This window comes from Halorubrum sp. Atlit-28R (assembly GCF_003665955.1).
In the GTDB taxonomy this organism is placed as follows: domain Archaea; phylum Halobacteriota; class Halobacteria; order Halobacteriales; family Haloferacaceae; genus Halorubrum; species Halorubrum tropicale.
Window position 1 is genome coordinate 1 of sequence record NZ_QPLS01000205.1, and the last position, 472, is coordinate 472.

General features: G+C 61.9%; 1 protein-coding gene. It reads left to right on the forward strand.

Annotated elements, in window-relative coordinates; genetic code table 11:
• Positions 1 to 472, forward strand: a 472-nt coding sequence (locus tag DVK06_RS17565; RefSeq protein ID WP_303646267.1) for a Na+/H+ antiporter NhaC family protein, incomplete at both ends; no start/stop codon positions are given.

Below are 472 nucleotides of genomic sequence, written 5' to 3' on the forward strand. Positions count from 1 at the left end.
CGTGGTCAGCGTCGCCGTCGTCTCGACGTGGGTCGGCTTCGAAGTCGGCCTCATCAGAGACCATCTCAGTTCGATTTCCAGCGTCGATAAGAGTGCGTTCGTGGTGTTCCTTCAGAGCATCCCGTTCCGCTTTTACAGCCTGCTCGCGGTCACTCTCGTGTTCATTCTCATCGTGATGGACTGGGACTTCGGCCCGATGAAGCAGGCAGAAGAGCGCGCAAGAAACGAAGGGAAAGTCCTCGGCGACGACGCCGACCCCCTCATCGAGACGCGCGAAGAAGACATTGTCACGCCCGACCACGTCGATGCGCGCTGGTGGTACTTCGCCGCGCCCATCGTTTCCCTCGTCGCCGTCACCGGCTTCGGCCTGCTTTACTCCGGTGGGTGGCCGTCGAAGGCTCCCGTCGAAGCGCTGAAAGGTGCGGCTACCGCAGACGCAATTCTCTGGGGCGTGTTCTCGGCGTGCGCGCTA